This window comes from Campylobacter sp. 2014D-0216 (assembly GCF_014931215.1).
Taxonomy (GTDB): domain Bacteria; phylum Campylobacterota; class Campylobacteria; order Campylobacterales; family Campylobacteraceae; genus Campylobacter_D.
Map to the genome: position 1 here is coordinate 42,656 of NZ_CP063089.1, position 20,657 is coordinate 63,312.

General features: G+C 32.0%; 20 protein-coding genes. 13 read left to right on the plus strand and 7 right to left on the minus strand.

The features are described from left to right. Window positions 1–5 precede the first annotated feature (5 nt). Window positions 6–1,952, minus strand: coding sequence for a ribonuclease J (locus tag A0083_RS00220; protein WP_120760648.1), 1,947 nt, complete (start codon window positions 1,950–1,952; stop codon window positions 6–8). Then, window positions 1,918–2,739, minus strand: coding sequence for a 16S rRNA (adenine(1518)-N(6)/adenine(1519)-N(6))-dimethyltransferase RsmA (gene rsmA / locus A0083_RS00225; RefSeq protein WP_197553288.1), 822 nt, complete (start codon window positions 2,737–2,739; stop codon window positions 1,918–1,920). Before rsmA ends, A0083_RS00220 begins: the two co-directional genes overlap by 35 nt. A gap of 91 nt (window positions 2,740–2,830) precedes the next feature. Here rsmA and A0083_RS00230 point away from each other — a divergent pair, with 91 nt between their 5' ends. From A0083_RS00230 to A0083_RS08070, 3 genes are read left to right on the plus strand one after another with little or no spacing between them, the layout of a single operon-like run. Then, window positions 2,831–3,364 (plus strand): purine-nucleoside phosphorylase, encoded by a 534-nt coding sequence (locus tag A0083_RS00230; protein WP_197553291.1) that lies wholly within the window; start codon window positions 2,831–2,833, stop codon window positions 3,362–3,364. Window positions 3,365–3,371: 7 nt separating this feature from the next. Further along, window positions 3,372–4,439, plus strand: a complete 1,068-nt coding sequence (rlmN, locus tag A0083_RS00235; protein WP_197553293.1) for a 23S rRNA (adenine(2503)-C(2))-methyltransferase RlmN — start codon at window positions 3,372–3,374, stop codon at window positions 4,437–4,439. Next, window positions 4,439–4,537, plus strand: coding sequence for a hypothetical protein (locus A0083_RS08070; RefSeq protein WP_232087560.1), 99 nt, complete (start codon window positions 4,439–4,441; stop codon window positions 4,535–4,537). The genes rlmN and A0083_RS08070 overlap by 1 nt, the downstream gene beginning before the upstream one ends. On the opposite strand, the gene A0083_RS08255 is transcribed toward A0083_RS08070, so the two are convergent. Together A0083_RS08255 and A0083_RS00245 are read right to left on the minus strand one after the other, a co-directional pair. Next, the gene (locus tag A0083_RS08255; RefSeq protein ID WP_197554491.1) at window positions 4,538–5,008 is read right to left on the minus strand and encodes a glycosyltransferase family 9 protein; all 471 of its coding nucleotides are present in this window, start codon (window positions 5,006–5,008) and stop codon (window positions 4,538–4,540) included. It lies immediately after the preceding gene. 519 nt (window positions 5,009–5,527) lie between these two features. Continuing rightward, complete coding sequence (locus tag A0083_RS00245) at window positions 5,528–6,433, minus strand: RluA family pseudouridine synthase (protein ID WP_197553295.1); 906 nt, start codon at window positions 6,431–6,433, stop codon at window positions 5,528–5,530. Between the two features lie 79 nt (window positions 6,434–6,512). On the opposite strand from A0083_RS00245, the gene purB reads away from it, so the two are divergent. The 10 genes from purB to A0083_RS00295 all read left to right on the plus strand — a co-directional run bounded on the left by purB (window position 6,513) and on the right by A0083_RS00295 (window position 18,209). Then, window positions 6,513–7,841, plus strand: coding sequence for an adenylosuccinate lyase (purB, locus tag A0083_RS00250; protein ID WP_197553297.1), 1,329 nt, complete (start codon window positions 6,513–6,515; stop codon window positions 7,839–7,841). An 18-nt stretch (window positions 7,842–7,859) separates the two neighbouring features. Beyond that, window positions 7,860–10,235 (plus strand): ribonucleoside-diphosphate reductase subunit alpha, encoded by a 2,376-nt coding sequence (locus A0083_RS00255; protein WP_120760641.1) that lies wholly within the window; start codon window positions 7,860–7,862, stop codon window positions 10,233–10,235. Window positions 10,236–10,250: 15 nt separating this feature from the next. Next, window positions 10,251–12,236: an OPT family oligopeptide transporter gene (locus A0083_RS00260; protein WP_197553299.1), complete on the plus strand. Its 1,986-nt coding sequence runs from the start codon at window positions 10,251–10,253 to the stop codon at window positions 12,234–12,236. Then, window positions 12,233–13,039, plus strand: a complete 807-nt coding sequence (locus A0083_RS00265) for an undecaprenyl-diphosphate phosphatase (RefSeq protein ID WP_197553301.1) — start codon at window positions 12,233–12,235, stop codon at window positions 13,037–13,039. Before A0083_RS00260 ends, A0083_RS00265 begins: the two co-directional genes overlap by 4 nt. Before the next feature lie 106 nt (window positions 13,040–13,145). Further along, window positions 13,146–14,957 (plus strand): threonine--tRNA ligase, encoded by a 1,812-nt coding sequence (thrS, locus tag A0083_RS00270; protein ID WP_197553303.1) that lies wholly within the window; start codon window positions 13,146–13,148, stop codon window positions 14,955–14,957. Next, entirely contained in the window at window positions 14,954–15,475 is a 522-nt protein-coding gene (infC, locus tag A0083_RS00275) for a translation initiation factor IF-3 (RefSeq protein ID WP_043019265.1), read from the plus strand. The genes thrS and infC overlap by 4 nt, the downstream gene beginning before the upstream one ends. A gap of 34 nt (window positions 15,476–15,509) precedes the next feature. Then, window positions 15,510–16,604, plus strand: coding sequence for a DNA adenine methylase (locus A0083_RS00280; protein ID WP_197553305.1), 1,095 nt, complete (start codon window positions 15,510–15,512; stop codon window positions 16,602–16,604). A gap of 76 nt (window positions 16,605–16,680) precedes the next feature. Next, complete coding sequence (rpmI, locus tag A0083_RS00285) at window positions 16,681–16,872, plus strand: 50S ribosomal protein L35 (RefSeq protein ID WP_039617094.1); 192 nt, start codon at window positions 16,681–16,683, stop codon at window positions 16,870–16,872. Between the two features lie 97 nt (window positions 16,873–16,969). Next, the gene (rplT, locus tag A0083_RS00290; protein WP_039617097.1) at window positions 16,970–17,323 is read left to right on the plus strand and encodes a 50S ribosomal protein L20; all 354 of its coding nucleotides are present in this window, start codon (window positions 16,970–16,972) and stop codon (window positions 17,321–17,323) included. Continuing rightward, window positions 17,301–18,209, plus strand: coding sequence for a DNA ligase (locus A0083_RS00295; protein WP_197553307.1), 909 nt, complete (start codon window positions 17,301–17,303; stop codon window positions 18,207–18,209). The genes rplT and A0083_RS00295 overlap by 23 nt, the downstream gene beginning before the upstream one ends. A gap of 14 nt (window positions 18,210–18,223) precedes the next feature. On the opposite strand, the gene A0083_RS00300 is transcribed toward A0083_RS00295, so the two are convergent. Genes A0083_RS00300 through A0083_RS00310 form a run of 3 tightly spaced genes read right to left on the minus strand, consistent with a single transcriptional unit; the run spans window position 18,224 to window position 20,608 of the window. Beyond that, window positions 18,224–19,033 (minus strand): metal ABC transporter permease, encoded by an 810-nt coding sequence (locus tag A0083_RS00300; RefSeq protein WP_197553310.1) that lies wholly within the window; start codon window positions 19,031–19,033, stop codon window positions 18,224–18,226. Continuing rightward, window positions 19,026–19,775, minus strand: a complete 750-nt coding sequence (locus tag A0083_RS00305) for a metal ABC transporter ATP-binding protein (RefSeq protein WP_120760634.1) — start codon at window positions 19,773–19,775, stop codon at window positions 19,026–19,028. The genes A0083_RS00300 and A0083_RS00305 overlap by 8 nt, the downstream gene beginning before the upstream one ends. Further along, window positions 19,772–20,608: a metal ABC transporter solute-binding protein, Zn/Mn family gene (locus A0083_RS00310; protein ID WP_197553313.1), complete on the minus strand. Its 837-nt coding sequence runs from the start codon at window positions 20,606–20,608 to the stop codon at window positions 19,772–19,774. Before A0083_RS00310 ends, A0083_RS00305 begins: the two co-directional genes overlap by 4 nt. Between the last annotated feature and the right edge of the window lie 49 nt (window positions 20,609–20,657).

Consider the following 20,657-nt stretch of genomic DNA (forward strand, 5'->3'; position numbering starts at 1 on the left):
TTACTTTACATCACAAAAATGGTCGGTACTATGGTCGGATATTTTTTGATTTTTCTAAAAATATGCTTTCTTAGTACTTGTCTAATTTGTGCTTCTAAAACTTTTGGGTTGTCTAAAATTTCATCTTTTACATTAGGGAAAAATTGACTTAAAACATCACTCATTTCTTTTGAGAATGCTCCATCTTGTTTATCAGCCACTAAACCATAGCTAAATACTCTTGGTTTATTGATTAGTGTTTTACTTGCTTTATCAAGCTGAGCAATGATGACAACTATACCACTATCTGCTAACTTTTGTCTATCAATGACAACATCATCTGCGATTTGTTTGTTGATTTGATTATCTACAAAAACTTTTCCTGTTTTAACTGTTTTTACACGTTTGATGTATTTTTGGCAAAGTTCTACTTGATCTCCATCGCTCATTAAGTAGATATTTCTTTCAGGTATGCCACATTTGAGTGCAGTTTCTTTATGTTTGTTGATATGATTGTATTCTCCATGCACTGGCAAGAAAAATTTAGGTTTTACTAAAGTTAACATGAGTTTTTGTTCTTCTATGCTAGCATGCCCACTTACGTGAATTTCACTAAATTCTTGATAAGCTACTTTAGCTCCTGCTTTTAAAAGATAATCAAGCACAGCAGAAACATTTGCTTCATTTCCTGGTATTGCTTTAGCTGAAATGATAACTTGATCACTAGGTTTGATTTTGATAAATTTATGCTCATCAGTAGCCATTCTATATAAAGCGCTCATAGTTTCGCCTTGACTTCCTGTGGTAACAATTAATACTTCATTATCTTTGTATTTGCTGACTTCATCTGCATCAATGAAAATTTTTCTATCAAGCTTGATATAGCCAAGTTCCATAGTTGTATAGAGATTTCTTTCCATAGAACGCCCTATGACACATACTTTTCTACCATATTTTAAACCATAGCTAATAGCTTGATATACACGGTGGATATTAGAGCTAAAGGTGCTCATAATCACCCTACCTTTAGTTTTAGCAAAAATTTGATCAAAAGTAGGCCCTACAGAACTTTCACTTTTTGTGTAGCCTTCTTTATATGAGTTTGTACTATCACTTAAAAGACAAAGCACGCCTTCTTCACCATAATGTGCTAAACGACTTAAATCTGTTGGATAGCCATCGATTGGTGTTTGATCTATTTTAAAATCTCCTGTGTGTATGATAGTTCCTGCTTTTGTTTTAATAGCCAAAGCTGAAGCATCAATAATAGAGTGGGTTATATGGATCCATTCTAGATCAAAATCTCCTATTTCATAGATTTGTCTTTTTGTTACAGGTCTAAACCATTTACGTTCGGCTTTTAATCCATGTTCTTCAAATTTATTTGAAATCATACCTAATGCTAAAGGTGTTGCATAGATAGGGAATTGGAATTCTTTGAAAAAATACGGCACCGCACCGATATGATCTTCATGAGCATGTGTGATGATAATAGCGCGAATTTTATTTTTAATCTTTCTTACATAATCAAAATCAGGTATGATGATATCTACCCCATGCATGGTTCCATCTGGAAAACTCATACCTATATCAACAATAATCGCATCATTATTGGTTTCAAATACAGTGATATTTCCACCAATTTCCCCTAATCCACCTAATGGGGTAATGCGAATTTTATGCTCACTTGAATTGTTGTGTTTTAAAGGGTGAAGTCTTAGTTCATGCATGATTTTATTTGCTTCGATACTTTTAGAAAGTTCTATTTGCCATTCTTCATTACCACTTAGCTTAGAAGGTAAATTTCTATTTTTTTTCTTTTTCTTTTTTTCTTCACTTGCTTCAGCTGGAGTATTTTCTACTTTAACTTCAGCATTTTGTTCTTGGTTTTGCGAATCTTTTCTTTTTCTATTTCTAAACTTATTGAATCTTTTAGGTTTAGTTTGTTCTTGAGTTTTGTTTTCTTCGCTCATAGTCTTCCTTTAAATATTCATAAATTTTAAGGTATAAATCAACGCTAATTTCATGAGCTCTTGAGGTAGAAGAGAGATTTAGTGCTTCAAATGCTTTTAAAATTTTTTCTTTTTTATTTTTAAAATTAGATATAAGTTGTTTTCTTGGATTTTGAAAACACACTCTTAGAAAATCTTTAAAAGCTTCTATATTTTCACATTGATGCTGATAATGACTTGTTTTTATCAGTTTCATTACAGCTGAAGTAACTTTTGGCGGAGGATTAAAGCTTTGTGGTTGTATATCAAAAAGCATTTGTCTTTGGCATATTAATGCACAAAGTACCCCTAAAGCTGAAAAATTACTTTCTTTTTCATTTGCGCAAAATTTTTGCGCTACTTCTTTTTGCACCATTACTATAAGCCCAAGACAATTTCGATCTTCTAAGGCTTTTAAAATCAAATTTGTAGCAATATAATATGGTAAATTTGCTACTAAAAAGTACTCTTTGTCGCTTAAACTTCCTTGATCAAAAGCATCGCTTGCATTTTGATGAATAAGCTCAAAATTTCCACCTTCAATCTCATTTTGAAATTTTTTATTTAAAATAGGAATCAAATCTTTATCAATCTCATAAGCTCTAATCTTAGCTTGTGGGATTTTCAAAAGTTCTTGCGTTAAATCACCTAAGCCAGGCCCAATCTCAACTATATTTTTAGCATCTTTGGGTATGGCTTGGATGATTTTATCTACCACGCTTTTATCACATAAAAAATTTTGTCCAAAATGTTTTTTCGCTTTTATCATAAAATTTATTTTATCTAAAAAATATTAATTATAGCATTATTTTAAGTCCTAATTAGATAAAATTTGAATTATTTTTTACAAAGGTTAATTTTTGGAAAATCTTATAGTATGTGCAGGTGGTAATGAAGATTTTAAATTTGCACAAAGTATTGGTATCGGTTTAGTTCATTCTGCATTTTCTTTAGGAAAAATTCTAAGTCAAAAAAAAGTAGATAGAATAATCTTTATAGGAACATGTGGAATTTACCAAGAAGGTAAAATTTTAGATCTTTACGAAAGCTCTAATGCTGCGAATTTAGAATATGCAAATTTATTTGATAGTTTTTATACGCCTATAGCTAATGAGGTTAGATTAAATGTTTCACATGAAACTATGATTAACTCTTCAAATTATATTTGTAAAGATGAAAAAATCGCAAGAGAATTTTTTAAAAAAGGTATGCATATTGAAAATATGGAAGGATATGCAGTGCTTTCGTGTGCAAAAATACATAAAATTGAAGGGATTTGTTATTTGTGTGCGACAAATTTTTGTAACGAATTTGCACATGAGGATTTTTTAAAAAACCATCAAAAAGCAAAAGAATTATTAAAAGAATTTTTATATGATAAAAAACTTATATAGGAAAAAAATGAGTGAATTAAAAAATATATTGGATTTTACCAAAGAAGAATTAGAAAATTTGGTTCAGCCTAAATTTAGAGCAAAGCAAATTTTTGAATGGGTATATAAAAAATATGCAGATGATTTTTTACAAATGTCATCTTTGCCAAAAGACTTTAGAAGCCATTTGCAAGAAAATTTTCATTTTTCACCTTTAAAATGTGTTAAAGAAGAAAAAAGTAAAGATGGGAGTATAAAATATCTTTTTGAACTTCTAGATGGTAAAAAGATAGAAGCTGTTTTGCTTCCTATGAAAGATGAACTTGTAGATGAAGATGGTAAAATCATTAAACACGCTAGATACACAATCTGTGTTTCTTCTCAAGTGGGTTGTAAAAGTGGTTGTAGTTTTTGTCTTACTGCTAAAGGTGGTTTAAAAAGAAATTTAAGTGCAGGGGAAATAGTAGGACAAATTTTATGGATCAAAAAACATAACAACATACCTTATGAAAGAAGAGTTAACATAGTCTATATGGGTATGGGTGAGCCTTTGGATAATCTTAAAAATGTTTCTAAGGCAGTTAGAATTTTAGCAGATAATGATGCTTTGGCAATAAGTCCTAGAAGACAAACGATAAGCACTAGCGGTTTAGCAAAACAGATCAAAGAACTTGGCGAGATGAATTTGGGCGTGCTTTTGGCTATTTCACTCCATGCTGTAAATGATGAACTTAGAAGTGAATTAATGCCTATTAATAAAGCTTATAATATAGCAAGTATTATGGAAGCGGTGAGAAATTTTCCTATAGATCAGCGTAAGAGAGTGATGTTTGAATATCTTTTAATTGATGGAATTAATGATAAAATAGAACATGCAAAAGAATTAGTTAAACTGCTAAATGGTATAAAAGCTAAAGTGAATTTAATACTTTTTAATCCACATGAAGGAAGTTTATATAAAAGACCAAGTGTTGAAAATGCGGTTAAATTCCAAGATTACTTAAGTGCAAAAGGTGTTACTTGTACAATAAGAGAAAGCAAAGGACTTGATATTTCAGCTGCATGCGGACAACTCAAAGAAAGGCAAAATAAATAATGACTTTACTTGATATAGCTCAACTTATTTTTATAAGTATAGTGGTGATTATAGGATTAGGTGGGATTATTTATGTTTTAAAAAACGAAGATAAGTGATTAATTGATATAATTTTTAAGTTTATCAATTACACTTGTTATAATTTTATTGATTTCATTGTGTGATAATTCGTTATATTTTTTATCAATAAAAACATAATCTTTATTGTATGTTGGCCAAAATATACTATCTTTTTTAGGATATAATCCAATACTAGGAATTTTCATATTACTTGCGATATGAATTGGACCTGTACTGGGACTAATAATGCATTTTGATTGAGATATAAGTTCAGCTAAATTTAAAATATCATCATTATTTTTAAAAATATAAATTTCTGATAAAAGATTTATATTAAATTGTTCAATATTTTTTATAAAAGTATCATGAATATCGTTATAAGTTGGAATAATAATAGCAATATTTGGATATGAAATTCGAATGCATGCTATAAGCTCAAGAAATGAAGTTGTTTTTAGTGTGAAATCTACTGTAATGCTAAAGGGATTTACAATAATGCAATTTTTGATATTGTTTTATTGGAGATAATTTTAATAATATCTTTGTTTTCATTTGATGTTTTTATAGTGGTATTAAAATTGATTTTTATGTATTTATCAAATTTTTTAGGATCTATTTTTCTAGCATAATACAGCATTCTATCTCTATCACTTCTATTTTTAAAAAATCTTTTTGTTATGCTTGTAAAGACCGTTTTACGCTTAAGAGAAAATATACTAACAAATTTTGCTTTTACAATAATACGTTTTGTATTTATTAGAAGTTTAATTAAAAAAGATTTTGCATGGAAGGATATCATATAATCTAATGAATATTTATTGATTTGATCGATAATATTTTCATCAATTTTTTCAATTAGTTCTATATGGTCAATAAAATCAAAATTTTTTTAGAATAGATTCAGTATTTTTTCTGCAAAAAACTGTTATATTTGCATGGTAAATATATTTAATTGCATATAGCATATCTAAACTTGCAACCATATCTCCGATATTATGAGGGCAAAAATATCCAATAGAAATATTTTTTCACAATAATCCTTCTTTTAAAAATTCATCTTTTATATTTTTTTGAGATTGTATTGAAAATTTTTGATTTTTATATATAAAATCTAAGCTAAAAGAGTGTAAAAGCAGTCTTTTAGCCCCTGTAATCTGAATTCTTTCGACTTCACTCATTTTTCCATCTAGTATTTGTTCGATTTGTATTTTTTCTAAACCATATAAAGGATCACCTAAAATTTTATGTTTCACATGAAACAAATGTAGTCGTATTTGATGTTGTCTGCCTGTTAGAGGTTTGGCTAAAACCAAACTAGCGTCTAAATTTTTAAAATACTCTAAAGTGTAAAATTGGGTTAAAGCTTCTTTGCCGTTTTCACAAATTTGCATTCTAGTTTTGACTGCATCATAGTCTTTAGCTAAATCCATTTTTTCATCTACCATAAATTCTTTTTTGGTTTTTCCTTTTACTAGAGCAAGGTAGCTTTTTTGCACTAGTCTTTTTTCAAACATAGTTTTTAATTCAATTTGTGCATTTTTATGTTTTGCTATGAGTAAAAGTCCACTTGTTTCTTTATCTAATCTATGTGCCACACAAGCTTTTTCACCCCATAAATGCCAAATTTCATCACAAAGACTATAATTACAGTTACGGCCATTAGGATGAGTTAGTATCCCACTTGGTTTTTCTACTACAGCAAAGTCATCATTTTCATAAACTACTTCTAGTCCTTTAGGGTTATTTTCGTATATGATTAGTTCTACTAAACCATCTAAAAATTTGTTTTTTTCTTCTACTAAAATTCCATTACAAAATAGTCTTTTTTTATCAATGAGTTTTTGTGCTTCACGCATGGAAATTTTCAGCTCATCCATAAGCAGTCTAAATGCCTTTTTTCCATTATTTGATAGTTTCTTTTTTATATATGCCATTTAATAACTTTCTTAGGTAAATTATAATAAAATTTAAGCTATTTTTTCATAAAAAATTATATATAAAAAGGTCTTGAAAATGGTTGAAAGATATAGTAGAGAAATCATGGCTAAAAAATGGGACATGCAAGCAAAATATGATGCATGGTTAAAAGTAGAATTAGCAGCTGTGAAAGCATGGAATAAACTTGGTCTTATTAAAGATGATGATTGTGAAAAAATTATAAAAAATGCAAAATTTGACATAGCAAGAATAGATGAGATAGAAAAAACTACCAAGCACGATGTTATTGCTTTTTTAACTAGTGTAAGTGAAAGTTTGGGTGAAGAAAGTCGTTTTGTGCATTATGCGATGACAAGTTCAGATTGTATTGATACTGCGGTTGCTTTGCAGATTAAAGATAGTCTAGAACTAATCTTACAAGATTTAGATCAAGTTTTAGCAGCGATAAAAACAAGAGCATATGAACATAAAAATACCTTAATGGTAGGAAGAAGTCATGGAATTCATGGCGAGCCTATAACTTTTGGTTTGGTTTTGGCTATTTGGTATGATTCGTTAGTGCATGCAAAAGATCTAATTGCTCATGCAAAAGAAGTGATTAGCTATGGGAAAATCAGTGGTGCTATGGGAAATTTTGCACATGCTCCACTTGAATTTGAAGAAGAAGTTTGTAAAAATTTAGATCTTAAACCAGCACCAGTTTCAAACCAAGTGATACAAAGAGATCGTTATGCACAAGTTATTTCAGCTTTAGCTATTTTATCTTCAAGTTGTGAGCAAATTGCCGTTGCGATCCGTCATTTTCAAAGAACAGAAGTATATGAAGCTGAAGAGTATTTTTCTCAAGGACAAAAAGGAAGCTCTGCTATGCCTCACAAAAGAAATCCTGTTTTGAGTGAAAATATCACCGGTCTTTGTAGAATGATAAGAGCTTATGTAACACCTGCTTTAGAAAATGTAGCATTGTGGCATGAAAGAGATATATCGCATTCTAGTGTAGAAAGATTTGTATTACCTGATGCTTTTATCACAACAGATTTTATGCTTTCAAGATTGTGTGGTGTGATAGAAAAGCTTTTGGTGTATCCAGAAAATATGATGAAAAATTTAAATTTAACCGGAGGACTTGTATTCTCTCAAAGAGTTTTACTTGAACTTCCATTCAAGGGTATAAGTAGAGAAGAAGCTTACAAGATTGTTCAAAGAAATGCCATGAAAGTATGGGCTGATTTGCAAAATGGCAAGCCTGCGTTAAATGAAAAGGGCGAAAGTTTGTTTTTGTTAGCTTTGTTAACTGATGAGGATTTGAAAAAATCTTTAAGTGAAGCAGATATTAGAAATTGCTTTGATTATAACTACTATACAAAGAACGTAGATAAAATTTTTGCAAGAACTTTTAAATAATAACATTAGGGGTTGTGAGTGAAAGTATTAAAAAGAAATGGAAGAACTGAAGAATTAGATGTTTCAAAGATCAAAAAATATACCACAGATGCAGTAGCAAATTTAGAAAATGTCAGTCAAAGTGAACTTGAAGTAGATGCAAAAATTCAATTTCGTGATGGTATAACAACAGAAGAAATCCAGCAAACTTTAATCAAAACAGCAGTAGATAAAATAGACATCGATAGACCTAATTGGACTTTTGTTGCTGCAAGATTGTTTTTGTATGATTTGTATAAAAAAGTCAGTGGTTATAATGGCTACAAACATTTAAGAGAATACCTTGAAAAAGGCGAAAAAGAAGGTAGGATTTTAATTGGTTTAAAAGAAAAATACGATTTAGATGATCTTGATGCCTATATAAAACCTGAACGTGATTTGCAATTTACTTATCTTGGTATCAAAACTTTATATGATCGATATTTGATTAAAGATTCTAAGGGTATGCCTATAGAATTACCACAACAAATGTTTATGGCTATTGCAATGTTTTTAGCACAAAATGAGTTGGATTCTCAAACTTGGGCTAAGAAATTTTATGATCTTATTTCTACATTTGAAGTCATGCTTGCAACCCCAACTCTTTCTAATGCAAGAACCACAAGACATCAACTTAGTTCTTGTTATATAGGAAGTACACCTGATAATATTGAGGGTATTTTTGACTCTTATCATGAAATGGCACTTTTATCTAAATTTGGCGGTGGTATAGGTTGGGATTGGTCTAAAGTGCGTGCTATGGGTGGAAGCATAGATGGACATAAAAACGCAGCAGGTGGAATCATACCATTTTTAAAAATCACTAATGATATTGCCGTTGCAGTAGATCAGCTTGGCACTAGAAAAGGAGCGATTGCGGTATATATTGAACCTTGGCATATGGACATCAATGACTTTTTAGATTTGCGTAAAAATTCAGGAGAGGAAAGAAGAAGAGCGCATGAGCTTTTCCCTGCTTTATGGATTAATGATTTGTTTATGAAAAGAGTAAGAGCAAATGGCAAGTGGACACTTTTTGATCCTGCTGATACTGCAAGCTTATGTGATTTATACGGTGAAGAATTTGAAAAAAAATATGAAGAATTTGAAAAAGATGAAAGCATTGCCAAAGAAATAGTAGATGCAAAAGAACTTTGGAAAAAAATTCTACTTTCGTATTTTGAAACAGGTATGCCATTTTTATGCTTTAAAGATAGTGCTAATAAGGCAAATCCAAATGCACATGCAGGTATCATAAGAAGTTCAAATTTATGTACAGAAATTTTCCAAAATACAGATCCAAATTACTATCAAATCAAAATTGTATTTGATGATAAAACAGAACTTCATTTAGATGAAAACGAAGAACTTGTGATAGATGGAGGGTATAAAAAACTTGCTAAGAAAGTTTCTACTTTAGATAGCATTAATGGAAAAAAAGTTTATATAGTAGAAAAATATAAAAACGAAGGCAAAACCGCTGTTTGTAATCTAGCAAGTATTAATCTAAGCAAAATCAATACTAAAGAAGATATTCAAAGAGTTGTACCAACGGCAATAAGAATGCTTGATAATGTGATTGATCTAAATTTTTATCCACATGTAAAAGTAAAAAATACCAACCTAAAATCACGCGCTATAGGTCTTGGTGTAATGGGTGAAGCGCAAATGTTAGCTGAAGCTCAAATTTACTGGGGATCAAATGAACATTTTGAAAAAATTGACCGTATTATGGAGATGATTAGTTATGAGGCAATTTTAGCAAGTTCAAATTTAGCTTTGGAGAAAGGTTCTTATCCTGATTTTGAAGGTTCAAATTGGAGTAAAGGTATAGTGCCAATTGATGTAGCAAATGAAAATGCAAAAAAACTAACTGTAAGTGATGGCTTGTTTGATCAAAGCGAGTGTGACTGGGAAAAGCTAAGAGAAAAATTAAAAAGAGATGGTATAAGAAATGGCTATTTGATGGCTATAGCGCCAACTTCTTCTATTTCTATTTTAGTAGGTACAACTCAAACAATTGAACCTGTATATAAAAGAAAATGGTTTGAGCAAAACTTAAGCGGTATGATACCAACTGTTGTGCCAAATTTAAGTGCTAATACATGGCAGTATTATACTCCTGCTTATGAGCTTGATCAAAAAATTCTAGTCAAAGCAGCAGCGATTCGTGGTAAGTGGATTGATCAGGGTCAGTCTTTAAATATCTTTGTTTCTTTAGATAAAGCAAGCGGTGGGTATTTAAATGAAATTTATCAACTTGCTTGGGAATTAGGTGTTAAATCAACTTATTATTTAAGAAGTGAAAGTCCTGATAGTGAAAAACTTAACGATAATGTGGTTGATAGAACTATAGAATGCGAAGGATGTCAATAAAAATGGAGAAACAAAATGCATACAAAAAAATCTCTACCGGAGCTTACGCTTAGGGGTATTATACTAGGAAGTGTTTTAACTATAATCTTTACAGCCTCAAATGTATATTTGGGGCTTAAGGTGGGTCTTACTTTTTCTACTTCTATTCCTGCTGTTGTGATTGCAATGGCTGTTTTAAAAATCTTCAAAGATTCTAATATTTTAGAAAATAACATGGTGCAAACTCAAGTGTCAGCAGCAGGTACGCTTTCAGCTGTTATTTTTGTCATACCAGGGCTTTTCATGTGTGGATATTGGGTTGAATTCCCATTGTGGCTTACCTTTATGCTTTGTCTTTGTGGTGGTGGCTTAGGAGTGCTTTTTACTATACCTTTGCGTAGGGCTATGGTAGTAGAAAGCAAGTTAGCTTATCCTGAAGGAAGGGCAGCAGCTGAAATTTTAAAAGTAGCCAACAAAGATCAAGCGGACAAAAAAGGCAAAGTAGGTTTAAAAGAAATCATCTTAGGAGTTAGTATAGCTTCTATTGTAAGTCTTTTTTCAAGCGGATTTAAATTACTTTCAAGCGGAAGCAGTGTAGCCTTTATGTGGCAAAAAATGACTTTTGCATTTTCCATGGGTTATTCAGTAGCGCTTTTGGGTGCTGGATATTTAGTCGGTATAGCTGGTGGAGTTGCATTGCTTGTGGGTATGATACTTGCATGGATGGTGTTTGTACCGTATTTTTCATCTAAAGAAAACCTTGATTTAAGTTTAGCTACACTTGATATCGCAAGTCAAATTTGGGCGCAAAAAGTACGATTAATAGGTACTGGAGCTATAGCCGTAGCTGCATTATGGACTTTAATCGAGTTAGCAAAGCCTGTTTATAATGGTGTAAAAAATATGCTTAAAAAAACCTCTTTAAGTGTATCAAAAAATTCAACAGATACGGATTTATCTTTAAAAACGATACTAATATTATTTGTTTTGATGGCCATAGGTTTATTTGTATCTTTTTATACTTTTGTAGCAGACTCAACTTTGGCTAGTGGATATCAAATTCTTTTTGCTTTAGTTGGAACTTTGATCGCAATTTTTATAGGTTTTTTTGTGGCTTCAGCCTGTGGATATATGGCAGGTTTGGTAGGTTCTTCATCTTCTCCTATTTCAGGTATAGGGCTTATAGGGATTATGATCTCATCTTTAATTATCCTACTTTTAGGTTATAAGATTAATTTATTTGATGATCCGTTGATGTCTAAATTTGCTATTGCTTTTGCGATTTTTATTACAAGTGTTATTTTGGCAACAGCGGCCATTTCAAATGATAATTTACAGGATTTAAAAACCGGTTATTTAGTGGGTGCTACTCCGTGGAAACAGCAGGTTTCTTTGATTATAGGTTGTGTTTTTGGGGCTTTAGCGATAGCTCCTGTGTTAAATTTGCTATATCAAGCTTATGGCTTTGTGGGTGCTTTACCAAGAGAAGGTATGGATGAAGCAAATGCTTTAGCTGCTCCACAAGCAAATTTAATGAGCACCATAGCACAAGGAATTTTTAATGCTAATATCGACTGGGCTTATATCATAATAGGTGCCTTTGTAGGTGTTGGTATTATCATCGTTGATCGAGTGTTAAGAACTAAAAATATGTCTTTACCACCTTTAGCTGTGGGTATAGGTATGTATTTACCGCCAACTATCAACACGCCTTTGTTTATCGGAGGTTTTTTAGCGTATTTAATTAAAAAACGTTTAGAAAAAAGATATGCTAAAAATGCCCATAAAAAAGAACTTATTCAAGAACATGAGCAAAAAGGGACTTTGTTTGCTTCTGGCTTGATAGTGGGAGAAAGTATATTTGGAGTGTTAATAGCAGGTTTAACTGTGTTTTCTATTAGCAGAGGCGGGGCTGAAGAGCCACTTGCTATTGTGACTCCATTTAAAGATGATGGGATTATAGGATTTGTAGTGTTTGTAGCGATTATGCTAATTTTTGCAAGAAGAGTACTTAAAAAATGAATTTAGATTATTATTATGCTTTGATTTTAGGAATTATTGAAGGTTTAACAGAATTTTTACCCGTTTCATCAACCGGACATATGATCTTGGGTGCTGAAATTTTAGGTTTAGAAATTGATGATTTTTGGAGAAGTTTTTTTATTATCATTCAGCTTGGTTCTATACTAGCGGTTATCTTGATTTTCAAAGATAAATTAACTCAAAAAATCGATATCTGGCTTAAACTTGCTGTGGGCTTTTTGCCTGCAGGAGGGGTAGGTTTTATAGCATATAAGTTTTTAAAAGAAATATTTAATGGCTACACAGTGGCTACAATGTTGATAATCGGTGGGATTATTTTTATTGTGATAGAGTTAAAGCATAGAAAAAAAGACTATACGATCCATTCTTTAGATGAGGTAAGTTATAAACAAGCTTTTTTGATAGGCTTAACGCAAGCTCTTGCGATCATACCAGGTACTTCAAGAAGTGGAGCAAGTATCATAGGAGGGTTATTGCTTGGACTTGACCGTAAAGTTGCTTCTGAATTTTCTTTTTTACTTGCGATACCAACCATGATCGTTGCAACAGCTTATAGTGTCTATAAAGAACCACAAGTGCTAAGTAATATGAGCAATTTCATTCCTTTGGCAATAGGCTTTGTAACAGCTTTTGTGGTTGCTTTTGTGGTGATAAAAATCTTTTTAAAATTAATCAGCAAGATCAACTTTATACCTTTTGGAATTTATAGGATTATTTTAGGTGTTGTGTTTTTGTATCTTTTTATGAGTGGTATGTTAGATATATCAAGAACGGGTATTTGAAAGATAAAAATATCCTTTATTTAAAAAAAGTTTAAGTTTTTCATAGCTAAAATTAGTCTTATATTTTAATTTAATCTCACAAGGTTAGTGAGTGCTAAGGGTAGAAATGACAAAAGATATAATTGCATATGCAAACAATGAAACTTTAGTGGATACTCAAAGTTTTAATAATGATACAAATTTAAGTCCTGTTTATTTTGATAATTCTAAACAAAGTTTAGAAGTTATCCGCCACTCTTGTGCGCACTTGATGGCTCAAGCGATTAAAAGCTTATATCCAGAAGCTAAATTTTTCGTAGGTCCTGTGATAGAAGATGGGTTTTACTATGATTTTAGAGTCGATAGTAAAATTTCAGAAGAAGACTTAAGTAAAATCGAAAAGAAAATGAAAGAACTAGCAGAAGCAAAGCTAGATATAACAAAATACGAACTCTCCAAACAAGAAGTTAAAGAAAAATTTGCTAATGATGATCTTAAACAAGAAGTTTTATTAAGAATTCCTGATGGTAAAGTAAGTATTTACAAACAAGGTGAGTTTGAAGACTTATGTCGTGGGCCTCATGTGCCAAACACTAGGTATTTAAGATTTTTCAAGCTTACTCGTGTAGCCGGTGCGTATTTAGGCGGTGATGAGAAAAGAGAAATGCTTACAAGAATTTATGGTACCGCTTTTGCAGATAAAGAAAGTTTAAATGAATACTTAAAAATCATAGAAGAAGCTAAAAAAAGAGACCATAGAAAACTTGGTAATGAAATGAAGCTTTTTGCTTTTGATGATGAGATCGGCGGCGGACTTCCTATATGGCTTAGCAATGGAGCAAAATTAAGAAGCAAGCTAGAACATTTGTTGTATAAAGCACACAGACTAAGAGGTTATGAGCCAGTGCGTGGACCTGAGCTTTTAAAGGCTGATGCATGGAAAGTGAGTGGGCATTATGCAAACTATAAAGAAAATATGTATTTTACGCAAATTGATGAGCAAGAATATGGCATTAAGCCAATGAATTGTGTAGGGCATATTAAAATTTATCAAAATGATGTTAGAAGTTATCGTGACTTGCCTTTGAAATTTTTCGAATACGGTGTAGTGCACCGCCATGAAAAAAGTGGAGTTTTACACGGGCTTTTTAGAGTAAGAGAATTTACCCAAGATGATGCGCATATTTTTTGTATGCCAAGTCAGATAAAAGAACAAGTGTTAGAAATTCTAAGTTTTGTTGATACCTTGATGAAAGCTTTTGAATTTGATTATGAAATGGAAATTTCAACACGCCCAGCAAAAGCGATAGGCGATGATGAAATTTGGGATATAGCAACTAAAGCACTAAAAGAAGCCTTAGATGAGCAAGATTTAAAATACGGCATTGATGAGGGTGGTGGAGCTTTCTATGGCCCAAAAATAGATATAAAAATCACCGATGCATTAAAGAGAAAATGGCAGTGCGGAACCATACAAGTAGACTTTAACTTGCCAAGTCGTTTTAAACTCGAATACACAGACGCAGATAATGAGAAAAAACAACCTGTAATGCTTCACCGTGCTATTTTGGGTTCTTTTGAAAGATTTATAGGAATTTTGGTAGAGCATTGTGCGGGTGAGTTGCCATTTTTTATTGCACCAACTCAAGTAGCTATAGTGCCTATTTCGCAAAATCATCATGAATATGCAAAAGAAATAGCAAGAAAGCTTTTAGAGCTTGGTATTGATAGTGAAGTATATAATAAAAACGAAAGCTTAAACAAAAAAATCCGCACCGCAGAAAAAGCACATGTGCCTATGATACTTGTTTTAGGCGATGAAGAAGTAGCAAATCAAAGTGTGGCTTTAAGAGATAGAAGAGCAAAAGAACAAAAAACAATGACTTTAGATGAATTTATAACCCTAACCAAGGAGAAATTAAGTGAGGTACGCTTTTGAGTAAAGAAAAAGAAGTATTGCTAAATGAAGAAATTCAAGCAGATGAGATCAGATGTATAGGTGATGATGGCAAGGTTTATGGCATTATTAGTAGTGATGAAGCGCTAGATATCGCAAATAGACTAGGGCTTGATTTGGTGATGATAGCTGCTGAAGCCAAGCCACCTGTATGTAAGATAATGGATTATGGAAAATTCCGTTATCAACAAGAAAAAAAGCAAAAAGAAGCAAAGAAAAAACAAAAAGTGATTGATATAAAAGAAATCAAGCTTTCTGTGAAAATCGCTCAAAACGATATCAACTATAAAGTGAAGCATGCAAGCGAGTTTTTAGAGCAAGGCAAGCATGTGAAATTTAGAGTGTTTTTAAAAGGTCGTGAGATGGGCTCTCCTGAAGCAGGGGTGGCCTTGCTTGAAAAAATTTGGCAAATGGTTGAAGATATAGCAGATAGAGACAAAGAACCTTTACTCGAAGGACGCTATGTAAATATGCTAGTAACTCCTAAAAAGAAAAAATAATCACAAGCCTAAAAAGGCTTGTGTCTTTAAACTTATGCTACAAGAAAATCCGCAATTTTTAAAAGAACAAATCATAACTTATCTTGGCAATAAAAGATCCTTGCTTGATTTTTTAAATCAAGGCTTTAAATTTGCACAAAATGAGCTAAAAAAAGACAAATTTAGCTTTTGTGATGTATTTAGTGGCTCTGGGGTAGTTTCGCGTTTTGTGAGGCCTTATGCGAGTTTTATCATGGCAAATGATCTGGAGGATTATTCTAAAATCATTAATGAGTGTTACTTAAGCAATCAAAACGCACAGTTTTTACAAGAATTACAAAAACATTATGCTTTTTTAACCTCTGATTTAAAGCTTGAAAAAGGCTTTATAAGCAAGCTTTATGCACCAAATGATGATGAGTATATTCAAAAAGATGAAAGAGTTTTTTATACGCTTAAAAATGCGATGTATTTAGATTCTATGCGACAAAAAATTTCAAAATTACCAAATAATATACAAAAATACTTCATTGCACCGCTTATCTATGAAGCCAGCGTACATGCAAATACAAGTGGGGTTTTTAAAGGTTTTTATAAAGATAAAAATGGAGTGGGAAAATTTGGAGGAAATGGAGCAAATGCGCTTAGTCGTATAAAAGGCGATATAGTTTTAAAAATGCCTATTTTTTCAAATTTTACTTGTGAGTATGAGGTTTTTCAAAAAGATGCAAATGTTTTAGCTAAGGAGCTTGATAGTTTTGATGTGGCGTATTTAGACCCGCCTTATAATCAACATCCTTATGGATCAAATTATTTTATGTTAAATTTAATCGCTAATTATAAAAAGCCAAAGGAAATTTCAAAGGTTTCTGGCATACCAAAAGACTGGAACCGCAGTGCTTTCAACAAAGAAAAAAAAGCCGAAGATGCTTTGTTTGATTTGATAGATGATTTGAAAGCTAAGATTGTATTGCTTTCTTATAATTGTGAAGGTTTTGTAAAAAAAGAAAATTTTACAAAAAGACTTCAAAGCATTGGAGAATGTTTTGTGCTTGAGCAAAAGTATAATGCCTTTAGAGCGAGCAGAAACCTCTCTAAGCGTTCTATGCATATACAAGAACAACTTTATGTGTTAAAAAAGAAGAACTAGAATTTAATTTTTCTAAAGCATAGTTGTAGTAAAATGATAGCTTTCTTTTATGAAAAAATTGATCCAAAGGATACACATGCCAAAAATGAAAAGCGTTAAAAGTGCTGTTAAACGCTTCAAAGTAGGTAAAAACAAAATCAAAAGAGGTGCTGCTTATAGAAGCCACATTTTGACTAAAAAACCTGCTAAAAGAATGCGTGATCTTCGCACTTCTAAGTATGTTCACTCAACCAATGTTAAAGCGGTTGAAAAAATGTTAGGAATTTAAGCTCACTTAAATTTAGTTTTTGACGAAAGTCATTCAAACTCCCCTTATTTAAAGGGCAAGATTCGTTTAACGAACGCCAATTTGTGAAAGGATAAATATGGCAAGAGTAAAAACAGGTGTTGTAAGACGCCGCAGACATAAAAAGGTTTTAAAACTTGCGCGTGGTTTTTATAGTGGTCGCCGCAAACACTTTAGAAAAGCTAAAGAACAATTAGAAAGAAGTTTGGTTTATGCGTATCGTGATAGACGCCGCAAAAAACGTGATTTCCGTCGTCTTTGGATAGTACGTATCAATGCAGCTTGCAGACTAAATGATATTAGTTATTCAAGATTTATAAATGGTCTTAAAAAAGCAGGCATTGAGCTTGATAGAAAAATCTTAGCTGATTTAGCGATGAATGATGCAGCTGCTTTTGCTAAAATAGCAGATGCTGCTAAAAAAGCACTTTAATCTTACTGCAAGGCTTTTTATAAGCCTTGTTTTTCTTTTTATTCCTTTTTTTAATTCTCTTTTTGCAAAAGATATTTTACTTTTTAAAGTCTATGATGAAAAAGCATTGAAAGATATAAATTTAAGTCATTATCTTATGAGTGAAAAACTCGATGGTGTAAGAGGGCTTTGGAGTGGTAAGTCTATGCAAACAAGGGCAGGAAATGCCATAAAACTCCCTTTGTTTTTCACAAAAAATTTTCCTAAATTCGAATTAGATGGAGAACTTTGGGTAAAAAGAGCTTCTTTTGAAGAAATTTCATCTTTAATACGCCAGGAAAATCCTGATGAAAAACTTTGGCAAAAAGTAAGTTATAATGTCTTTGATGTGCCAAATGCTTGTAAAGAATTTAAACTTGATCCTTGTACTTTAGAAGCAAGATTGGAAGTTTTAAACCAGTATTTGGTTAAAAATCCAAGCGATTTTATTAAGATTATTCCTCAAATTCCTATTAAAGACAAAAATCATTTAGAGCAATTTTATCAAGATGTTATTTTGCATAAAGGAGAAGGTATTATCATAAGAAAAAACGACATAAGCTATGAAAAGAAAAGATCAAACAATGCTTTTAAATTAAAGCCATTTGATGATTTAGAGTGTGTAGTAAAAGAGCATTTTAAAGCAAAGGCTAAATGGGAAGGTAAAATGGGTTCTTTGCTTTGTGAAGCCACTATCGAGGGTAAAAAAGTAGATTTTAAAATAGGTTCAGGTTTTAAAGAAAGCGATCGCTTAAATCCCCCGCCAATTGGCGCTATTATTACTTTTAAGTATAGCGGCTTAACCAAAAATGGTAAGCCAAAATTTGCAAGCTTTTTAAGAGTACATGAAAGTAGTACTTTGCGATAAGCCCGCAAAGTATGTTAAATTTTCTTTATAAAAACTCTAAAACAAAGGTAAAGCACAAAACCCACGCAAGCACTAGCTATAATACAAGCTCCACTTGCAAGATTATAATAAAAACTTACAAAAAGCCCTACCACGCAAAAACTTATGCTTAAAAACGTGGAGATGATCATCATTTGCCCAAGTTTTTTAGAAAAACTTTCAGCGATAAAAGCAGGTATACTAAGCAAGGCTATCACTAGTACAAGTCCTACTATCTTGATGCTGATTACGATGCAAAAAGCCATCATTGCGATCAAAAGATAATGAAAAACATCAGTTTTAACCCCTCTTAAGCTTGCAAATTCCTTATCAAAACTTAGAATTTCAAACTGACGATAAAAAAGCAAAACCAAAAACACAAAAATCACATCAATCGCAGCAAATAAAATAATATCTTGTGTAGGTACAGATAAAATACTACCAAACAAGTATCCCATCAAGTCGCCATTATACCCTGGGGTTAAGTCTATAAGTATGATCCCAACAGCCATACCAAAAGCCCATACAACACCGACTATATTGTCGCTTCTAAAAGGGTATTTTTGCACCAAAAACGCCACAAGCAAAGCTAAAAAAAGCGTAAACAAACTCGTGCTAACTAGCACAGGTAATCCAAAATAAAATGCTATGCCTATGCCACCAAAAGCCCCATGGGTAATACCACCTGCCATAGAACTTAGACGGTTGATCATGATCAAAGTCCCCATGATACCACAGGCAATGCTAGTTAAAAACGCTGCTAGAAAGGCATTTTGAATAAAAGAGCTAGACAAAAGCTCAAGCATGATTTTCTCCTTTACAACAACACTGCTCCAAGCTAAGCTCCACATCGCAAAAATGCGAATGATTTTGGCTTAGATGTGTTAGCAAGTGTGCTTTTTTTTCAGGAGTATTTTCGTGCAAAAATAATTCTTTGTTTAAATATGCGATTTTGTTTGCATAAGCTAAACTGACGTTTAAATCATGGCATATTACTATCACACCAACCCCGCTTTCGTGTAATTTTTTCAAAAGCTCAAAAATCTGCACCGAACCTTTAGTATCTATACTTGCAGTAGGTTCATCAAGGATTAAAAGCTTGCATTCACTTGCTAGTGCTCTTGCGATGTAAACTCTCTGTCTTTGGCCTCCGCTTAGTTCATTGATTTTTTTATCCCAAAAATTTCTCATACCTACTTTTTCTAGGGCTATTAAAGCTTGATCTTGGTCTTTTTTGGTATAAAAACCAAAGAATTTTTTATCCACCCTGCCCATCATAACTACTTCTAGTACGCGTACTGGAAAGTTTGGGTTGGCTAAAGTATTTTGCGGGACATAGCCTATATCTTTGAGGTTAAATCCATTAAATTTAATCTTTTTATGGCTATCAAGCAAGCCAAGTATCAGCTTTAAAAGTGTAGATTTGCCCCCGCCATTTGGTCCCACTATGGCCAAAAAATCCTTACTGTTATAGTTTAGGTTGATATTTTTTAAAACTATATCTTGATGATAAGTAAAATCAAGATTTTCAATTTGAATTTGTATCATTGTAACATGCTTGCTATATTTTTTGCATCGCTTAAAAGCGCATTGTTGTAATCGCTTGGCAAATGATCAAGCTCTATGATTTGTAGTCCATAGTTATTTGCCATGGCTTTAATGGTGTTATTATTAGCTCCTTTTGGCACGAAAATAGCTTTAATATGTTCTTTTTGTATGAGTTTTGCGAGTTTGGCTAAATCTTTTGGCTTAGGTTCTTTGCCTTCTATTTCGACAGGAATTTGATTTAAATGGTATCTTTTAGCAAAATACCCCCAAGATGGGTGGTATACTAAAAAATACTTGCCCTTACTGTGTTCAAAAAGTGCTTGAATTTGTAAATTTAACGTATCAAGTTCTTTTAAAAAGTCTTTTAAATTTTGCTCGTAAAATGCTTTATTTTCTGGGTATTGTTCTATAAGTGCTAAGGCAATGTTTTTAGCATGAGTTTTAACTAAAACCGGATCAAGCCAAGTGTGAGGGTCATCTCCATGGTGGTGGTGTCCATCGTGTGCATGCTCTTGTAAAGGCATAAGCTTAATGCTATTTTGTGTGGAGATGATTTGGGTGTTTTTGAGATTATCCTTAAGCTTTAAAATCCAAATTTTTTCAAATTCCAAATTTGCTGTGAAGTAAATATCGCTTTTTTCAAGTTTTAAAATACCACTTGGTTTAAATTCGAAAGTATGCTCATTTGCATTAGGAGGTATAACGATGTTTATATCCAAAGTATCTTTGGCAATTTGCTTTACAAAATAAGCCTGCGGAGCGATACTAACACTAACTAAATTTTTAGCATATAAGCTAAAAAATGAAATCAAACACAAAAACAATACACGCATAATTTTCCTTTCTAAAAACAAAAAAATATTATACTATATTAGAAAAAAT